This is a genomic window from Mycobacterium sp. E3305, from assembly GCF_001666785.1.
Lineage (GTDB): Bacteria > Actinomycetota > Actinomycetes > Mycobacteriales > Mycobacteriaceae > Mycobacterium.
Genome location: NZ_LZJA01000121.1, coordinates 1 through 551, shown reverse-complemented (window position 1 = coordinate 551; position 551 = coordinate 1). Strand labels below are relative to the sequence as shown.

The following is a 551-nucleotide window of genomic DNA, read 5'->3' as shown; positions in this document are numbered from 1 at the left end:
CGCCAGCGCTACGGCCGCTTCTTCAAGATGGCCTACCAGGTGCTGCCGTCCGACGGAATCATGTTGCTGCACACCATCGTTCGCCCCTCCTTCAAGGAGGCCAGGGCGCGGGGCATGACGCTGACGCACGAGATCGTGCACTTCTCGCAGTTCATCCTCACCGAGATCTTCCCGGGGGGCTGGCTCCCGACCCCGCAGACCGTCGGGGAGTACGCCGTAACGGCCGGCTTCGAGCTGACCCGGGTGCAATTACTGGGTGAGCACTACGAGCGGACTCTCAATTTGTGGGCGGCAAACCTGGCGGCCAACAAGGACGCGGCCATCGCCATCCAGTCGCAAGAGGTCTACGACCGCTACATGAAGTACCTGACCGGCTGCGAGGACTTCTTCCGCAAGGGCATCAGCAATGTGGGCCAGTTCACGCTCGTGAAGTAGGCGGCGAGGAGCTGGGGGTCGTTCCGCTACTTTTCCAGCGTGAACTGGTCGACGTCGGTGTAACCCTGGCGGAACAGCCTCGCGCAACCGGTCAGGTACTTCATGTAGCGGTCGTA

The 551-nt window shown here is 62.6% G+C and carries 1 protein-coding gene and 1 pseudogene; one reads left to right on the top strand and one right to left on the bottom strand.

Going from position 1 to position 551, the window contains the following annotated elements; genetic code table 11:
* Positions 1–435, top strand: a 435-nt coding sequence (locus A5701_RS10865) for a class I SAM-dependent methyltransferase (RefSeq protein WP_197504961.1), incomplete at its 5' end; no start/stop codon positions are given.
* A gap of 26 nt (positions 436–461) precedes the next feature.
* Here the strand turns inward: A5701_RS10865 and A5701_RS28140 are convergent.
* Positions 462–551, bottom strand: a pseudogene (locus A5701_RS28140) (class I SAM-dependent methyltransferase); the annotation flags it as partial.